The organism is Kocuria aegyptia, assembly GCF_039530085.1.
Classification (GTDB): domain Bacteria; phylum Actinomycetota; class Actinomycetes; order Actinomycetales; family Micrococcaceae; genus Kocuria; species Kocuria aegyptia.
The window spans coordinates 138213-144823 of the sequence record NZ_BAAAOA010000010.1 but is presented as its reverse complement, the minus strand read 5'-3'; the positions used below and the strand labels follow the sequence as shown (position 1 = coordinate 144823).

The 6611-nt window shown below is 72.8% G+C and carries 6 protein-coding genes; 2 read left to right on the top strand and 4 right to left on the bottom strand.

Annotated features, from left to right (window positions below):
* Positions 1–35: 35 nt before the first annotated feature.
* Entirely contained in the window at positions 36–1460 is a 1425-nt protein-coding gene (gene glnA / locus ABD220_RS04540) for a type I glutamate--ammonia ligase (RefSeq protein ID WP_344120205.1), read from the bottom strand.
* 197 nt (positions 1461–1657) lie between these two features.
* On the opposite strand from glnA, the gene ABD220_RS04535 reads away from it, so the two are divergent.
* Complete coding sequence (locus ABD220_RS04535; protein WP_344120203.1) at positions 1658–2104, top strand: RDD family protein; 447 nt, start codon at positions 1658–1660, stop codon at positions 2102–2104.
* Positions 2105–2195: 91 nt separating this feature from the next.
* On the opposite strand, the gene ABD220_RS04530 is transcribed toward ABD220_RS04535, so the two are convergent.
* From ABD220_RS04530 to lipB, 3 genes are all read right to left on the bottom strand, one after another.
* Positions 2196–2993 carry a DUF4191 domain-containing protein gene (locus tag ABD220_RS04530; protein WP_344120202.1) on the bottom strand — a complete coding sequence of 266 codons (798 nt, stop codon included), beginning with the start codon at positions 2991–2993 and terminating at the stop codon, positions 2196–2198.
* 126 nt (positions 2994–3119) lie between these two features.
* Positions 3120–4127, bottom strand: coding sequence for a lipoyl synthase (gene lipA, locus ABD220_RS04525; protein WP_344120201.1), 1008 nt, complete (start codon positions 4125–4127; stop codon positions 3120–3122).
* A 71-nt stretch (positions 4128–4198) separates the two neighbouring features.
* The gene (lipB, locus tag ABD220_RS04520) at positions 4199–4900 is read right to left on the bottom strand and encodes a lipoyl(octanoyl) transferase LipB (protein ID WP_344120200.1); all 702 of its coding nucleotides are present in this window, start codon (positions 4898–4900) and stop codon (positions 4199–4201) included.
* 95 nt (positions 4901–4995) lie between these two features.
* Here lipB and ABD220_RS04515 point away from each other — a divergent pair, with 95 nt between their 5' ends.
* The gene (locus tag ABD220_RS04515; protein WP_344120198.1) at positions 4996–6588 is read left to right on the top strand and encodes a serine/threonine-protein kinase; all 1593 of its coding nucleotides are present in this window, start codon (positions 4996–4998) and stop codon (positions 6586–6588) included.
* Positions 6589–6611: the final 23 nt, after the last annotated feature.

The following is a 6611-nucleotide window of genomic DNA, read 5'->3' as shown; positions in this document are numbered from 1 at the left end:
GGGGTCCGGGGCCCTCCCCGTGGTGCTGCTGCGGCTCAGACGCCGTAGTACATCGAGAACTCCAGCGGGTGCGGGACCACGGACAGCGGCTTGAGCTCGAACTCGCGCTTGTAGTCGATCCAGGACCGGATGGTGTCCTCGGTGAAGACGTCGCCGGCGAGCAGGAACTCGTGGTCCTCCTCGAGGGCCAGCAGCGCCTCCTCGAGCGAGGCCGGGGCCTTCTTGATGTCCTTGGCCTCCTCGGCGGGCAGCTCGTAGAGGTCCTTGTCGATCGGGTCCGCCGGCTCGATGCGGTTGCGGATGCCGTCGAGGCCCGCCATCAGCTGGGCGGCGAAGGCCAGGTACGGGTTGCACGAGGGGTCCGGGGCGCGGAACTCGAGGCGCTTGGCCTTCGGGTTGGTGCCCGTGATCGGGATGCGGATGCCGGCGGAGCGGTTGCCCTGCGAGTACACCATGTTGACCGGAGCCTCGAAGCCCTTGACCAGGCGGCGGTAGGAGTTCACCGTCGGGTTGGTGAAGGCCAGCACGGCCGAGGAGTGCTCCAGGAGACCGCCGATGTACCAGCGGGCGACGTCCGACAGGCCCGCGTAGCCCTTCTCGTCGTAGAACAGGGGCTCGCCGCCCTTCCACAGGGACTGGTGGCAGTGCATGCCGGAGCCGTTGTCGTTGTAGACGGGCTTGGGCATGAACGTGGCCGACTTGCCGAAGGCGTCCGCCGTGTTCTTGATGACGTACTTGAACTTCTGCAGGTCGTCGGCGGCCCGGGTGAGCGTGCTGAACTTGTAGTTGATCTCCGCCTGACCGGGACCGCCCACCTCGTGGTGGGAGCGCTCGACCTCGAGGCCCACCTCGTCCAGGGCCACGCACATGGCGTCGCGCAGGTCGGCCTGCTTGTCGACCGGGGAGACGGGGAAGTAGCCGCCCTTGGTGGCGGTCTTGTTGCCCAGGTTCCCGCCCTCCTCCTTGCGCCCGGTGTTCCAGGGCGCCTCGTCGGAGTCGATGGCGTAGAAGGAGCCCTGCGGCTGGATGTCGTAGCGGACGTCCTCGAAGATGAAGAACTCGGCCTCGGAGGCGAAGTTGGCCACGTCCGCGATGCCGGTCGACGTCATGTAGGCCTCGGCGCGCTCGGCGACGCCGCGGGGGTCGCGGTGGTAGGGCTCACCGGTGCGGGGGTTCACGATGGAGCAGGTGACCACGAGCGTCTTCTCGACGCGGAACGGGTCCACGAACGCCGACGTCGGGTCCGGGATGAGCTGCATGTCCGACTCGGCGATGCCCTGGAAGCCCCGGATGGAGGAGCCGTCGAACAGCTGCCCGTGCACGAAGAAGTCGTCGTCCACCGACTTGGCGGGGAGGTTGAAGTGCTGCTGCACGCCGGGCATGTCCGTGAACCGGACGTCGACGAAGACGATCTCCTCGTCCTTGATGAACGTGAGGACTTCCTCGGGTGTCTGGAACATGTGCTGTTCTCCTTGATAGGTGGGCTGGACCGCCGTGCCGGGAACGCTCGATCGGCGTCCGTTTCCGGGGACAACGCTACGGACCGGGCATTAAGGCTCCGTGTCCCGGGTGTTTCCTCGGTGTTACGCGGAAGACGCCGGGGAGCCACGGTCTCCCGCCAGTCTAGGGGAGTCCCTGACCCCGATACCCTGAGGGGATGATCGACAGACGTGACGTGGGCTCGTGGCTCGAGGGGCCGGGGACCGGCCGGCAGCGGTACCCGGGGCAGCGCCTCGGGAGACCGGAGCAGGGCCCGGGCTCCGTGGGACGCGTGGGGCGGCGGATCCTTGCCCTGGTGGTGGACTGGTTCCTGTGCTGGGCCCTTGCCGAGTGGCTCGTGCCCCAGTGGAACGAGCAGGGCCTGATGACCCTCGTGTTCCTGCTCGGGCTCAACGTGCTGCTGGTCGGCACGACCGGCCACACCCTCGGCCACCTCCTGATGGGGCTGCAGGTGCAGACGCTGGCCGGGCGGCCGGCCGGCTTCGCCCGTGCCGCGGTCCGCTCCTCGTTGCTGTGCCTCGTGCTCCCGGCCGTCGTGTTCGACCCGGACCAGCGCGGCCTGCACGACCGGGCGGCGGACACGGTCCTCGTCCGCACACGCTGAGCGCGCCCCGGGAAAGGCGCCCGGCACGACGACGGAGCCCCTCGCCTTCCGCGGAAGGGGAGGGGCTCCGTGTCGGTCCAGGGGCGGCGGCTCAGCGGCCGCGCATGGCCCTGCGGTCCGGACGGGCGCGCATCGGGTCCACGCCCTTGGGGATGGGCAGGCGGTTGCCGAGGGTGCTGATCCGCTTGTGCACGGTCTGCACCTCCTGCTTGGTGAGCTTCCTGTCGAGCTTCTTCATCCGCTTGGACAGCTCCCGCAGCGGGACCTGGCCCTCGCCCTTGCCGGTCTTGATGACGTGGATCGGCACGTTCTGGATCACGGGGCCGATCCGGCGGCGCTCCTTGGCGACGAGCTTGTCCACCCGTGCCGCCGGGCCCTCGGTCACGAGGACCACGCCGGGCCGGCCGATGGCGCGGAAGATGAGGTCGCGGGTGCGGGGATCCATGGCGGCCGGCTGGTCCTCGACGATCCAGCCGCGGCGCAACGCGGACAGCGCGGCGCCGGCGGCCCCGGGCTGGTCCTCGATCCGGGCGAACGCGGCGCGCTCGGCTCGCCGGGAGAGGTAGAAGGAGGCCGAAAGCAGGGCGAACGGCAGACCGATGAGCAGCCCGGTGATCCAGTTCCCGAGCAGGACTCCGATCAGCAGGAAGACGAGCAGGACGCCGAGGCCGATCAGCAGCATCCACCAGCCGATGTTGGGCTCGACCTCGCGGGTCATCTTGAAGACCTGCTTGATCTGGCCGAGGAAGCCGGGTCCCTTGGTCGCCTTCCGCTGCTTCTTCGCCTCGCGCTTCTGCGCCCGGGTGGGCTTCCCGGTCGGCTTCCCCGTCGGCTTCCCGGGGGAGGTGGATCGCGACGTGGGGCGCGACTTGGCGTGGGAAGGTGACACGGTGAGACCTCGTCCTGTGGTGCGGTGGCGGCGTTCCGGGGGAACCACGGCGTCAGGGCGTCAGGGCGCCCGGCCGTGGTCCGTCCTCCAGTTTAGCGGGTGGGCGGGGCCGCGCCCCGCCGGACCTCAGCGCAGCCGCTGGACGAGCGAGGACGCCTCCTGGGAGGCGCTGCCGGTGTCCTCGATGTGCGCCAGGTGGTCCGGGATCGCCCGGCCCGACTTCTCCATGGCGCGGGCCCACAGCCGGCCCGCGCGGTACGAGGACCGGACCATGGGGCCGGCCATGACGCCGAGGAAGCCGATCTCCTCGGCCATCTCGGAGAGCTCCACGAACTCCTCGGGCTTGACCCACCGGTCGATCGGGTGGAACAGCGGGGACGGGCGCAGGTACTGGGTGAGCGTGATGATGTCGCACCCGGCGTCGTTGAGGTCGCACAGCGCCTCGTGGATCTCCTGGTTCGTCTCGCCCATGCCGAGGATGAGGTTGGACTTGGTGATCATCCCGGCGTCCTTGCCCTGGGTGATGACGTCCAGGGAGCGCTCGTAGGTGAACGCGGGCCGGATCTGGCGGAAGATGCGCGGGACCGTCTCGACGTTGTGGGCGAACACCTCCGGCCCGGCGTCGATGACCTGCTGCAGCCGGTCGGGCTTGCCCTGGAAGTCGGGGATCAGGATCTCCACGCCGGTGTTGGGGTTCAGCGTGTGGATCGCGCGGATGGTCTCCGCGTACAGCCAGGCGCCGCCGTCGTCGAGGTCGTCGCGCGCCACCCCCGTGACGGTCGCGTAGCGCAGGCCCAGCTCCTTGACGGACTCCGCCACCTTGCGGGGCTCGGTGACGTCCAGCAGGTCGGGCTTGCCGGTCGCGATGTCGCAGAAGTCGCAGCGGCGGGTGCACTTGGAGCCGCCGATCAGGAACGTGGCCTCCCGGTCCTCCCAGCACTCGTAGATGTTGGGGCAGCCGGCCTCCTCGCACACGGTGTGCAGGCCCTTGCCGCGGGCCAGCGACTTCAGCTCCTGGAACTCGGGGCCCATCCGTGCGGTGTTCTTCAGCCAGGACGGCTTCTTCTCGATCGGCGTCTCGGCGTTGCGCGCCTCGACGCGCAGCAGGCGGCGGCCCTCGGGGGCAACGGTCATGGTCGGTCTCCTTGTCGAGATGTCGACGGTGGTGCGCTCACGGTCCCGGTGGTACCGGGCGCGGGCGCGGGTCAGCTGACGGCGGTGGGCCAGGGGAGCGGACCCGGGGTCCCCGACGGGGCGAACTGTTCGCACAACTCGTCCCGGCGGGCGGATATTTCCTGCTCCATGCGCGCGACCACCGCCTCCGGGGTCACTCGCCGGCCCGTCTCCTGCGAGAGGCTCGTGACGGAGGCGTCGGTGATGCCGCAGGGGATGATCCTGCCGAACGGCCGCAGGTCGTTGGAACAGTTCAGGGCGAAGCCGTGCATGGTGGTCCGTTTGGAGACCTGCACGCCGATGGCGGCGATCTTGCGGTCCGGTCCGCGCTCGTCCGCGAGCACCCACGCCCCAGAGCGGCCCGCCACGGTGGTCGCCGCCACCCCGAAGTCCGCGACCACGGCCAGGATGATCTCCTCGAGCAGGCGCACGAAGCGCACGACGTCGATGGGCGTGGTCAGGCGCACGATGGGATAGCCCACCAGCATCCCGGGGCCGTGGTAGGTGAGCTTGCCACCGCGCCCGATCTCCACGACCTCGGACCCGTCCGAGGGGTACTCGTGGGGCTCGGTGCGCCGTCCGGCCGTGTAGACCGGGGGGTGCTCCATCAGCAGCACGGTGTTGGCCCGCTCGCCCGCGACGACCTCGCGGTGCACGTTCTTCTGCAGCTCCAGCGCCGAGCGGTAGTCGACGAGGTGCGGGTCGAAGCCGAGCCGTTCGAAGCAGAGGGACATGAGCCCAGCCTATCGCGCGCCCGACGAGGCGCGCGCCGGGCGGAGGGCTGTGGACAGAGCCCCCGGCCCCGGACGGCGGGGGCATGCTTGGGGGCATGGAGCAGCGCCCTGCCGCGCACGGCGGCCACCACGAGCCCGCCCGGGCCCTCTCCGTCTCCGCCCGGGCACGCCTGGCCGCCGCGGTCCGCGACGACCGCGCGGACGTCCGCCCCGGCACGCGGACCGAGGACACCGCACCGCGGCTCCCGCCCGAGGACGGCCTGGAACCAGTGCGCCGCCTGGGCGGGCGCTCGTGGCTGGTGCGGGAGGCCCGCTCCGGGGAGCACTTCGTCCTGCGGACCTGCCCGGAGGGGCCCGGACCGGAGCGGGACCGGTCGCGGGCCGCGCTCCGCTCGCTCGCGGTGGCCCTGGGGAGCCGGGACGAGCCCTGTCTCGTGGCCGTGCGCGGACTGCTGGGCCCCGCGGCGGAACCCGTGGGGCTGGTCGAGGACTTCCTGGGGGGCGGCTCCCTCGCCGACCGGCTGGCCGAGCGCGGACGGCTGGCGCCCGCCGAGGCGGCTGCGGTGCTCCGGGACGCCGCGGCGGGCCTGGCGGCCCTGCACGGTCTGGGCCGGTGCCACGGAGAGCTCTCCGCCCGGCAGGTCCTGTTCCGCAGCCCGGCGGCCCGGGCCGCGACCCCGGCAGCGGGCACAGCAGCTCCGGACGGCGCCGGGCACCTCGCCGCCGTGCGCGCGGGCACGGCCTCCGGCAGCTCGGAGGAGGACGTCCGCGCCCTGGGGACCCTCGGCTGGGCGGCGCTCACGGGGCGGGCACCGGCCCGGGAGGCCCCGCGGATGCCTCTGTCCCTGCTGTGCCCCGGCGCTCCGCCCGGACTCGTCCGGGCCGTCGAGGCGGCCCTCGCCGCCGATCCCTCGGCCCGTCCCACCGCGGCGGAACTGGCCGTCCGGTTCGGGCGGGCGCAGGAGCCGATCCCCGACACCCCCGGGGACGCCGCCGCCCGTCCGCAACGGGCGCGGGCGGGCGGCGGAGGCCGGGCCGTGCTCGTGGGTGCGGCGGCGCTGCTGCTGGCCGCCGGGAGCGTGCACCTGCTCTCCCGGGGAGGGCCGGCTCCGCCTCCGGGCCCGGGGGCGCATCCGGTGACCACGCATCCGGTGACCGCATCCCCGGGCCGACCCCGCGTTCCCGGGCCGTCGGTCCCGGCGGCGCCGGGACCCGTCGTGGCGGCTCCGCCGAACCCCGCCGACCGCGCGGATCCCCGGCAGGCACTGCGGGAGCTGGTGGCGCGTCGGGGCGAGGCCCTGCGCACCGCTGACGCGCGGCTGCTGGAGGGGGTGTACGCGCCCGGCGCCGAGGCCGCGGCGGCGGACCGGGACACCATTGACCGGGCACGCGGGGGCTTTCCCGGGCTCGTGCTCGAGGTCGAGGGCGTCCGAGACGCGCCGTCGGGGTCCGCGGAGCCGGGCCGGACCGAGCTGGTGGCCGACGTGCGGGTGGACGGCTACCGCGGCGGTCCCGGCTCGATCCCCTCCGTGGTGCCGGCCGGGGACGGATGGGTGCAGACGGTGGTCGTGGTCCTGGTCGACGGGGAGCGGGGCTGGCGGCTGGCCGCGGTGGAGCCCGCGGCGGGCACCGACGAGTCGCCGGGCGCGGACGGGCGGGAGCCGGCACGGCAGGACCCCCGGGGCTGACGGGCAGCGCCGGGGGTCCGGTC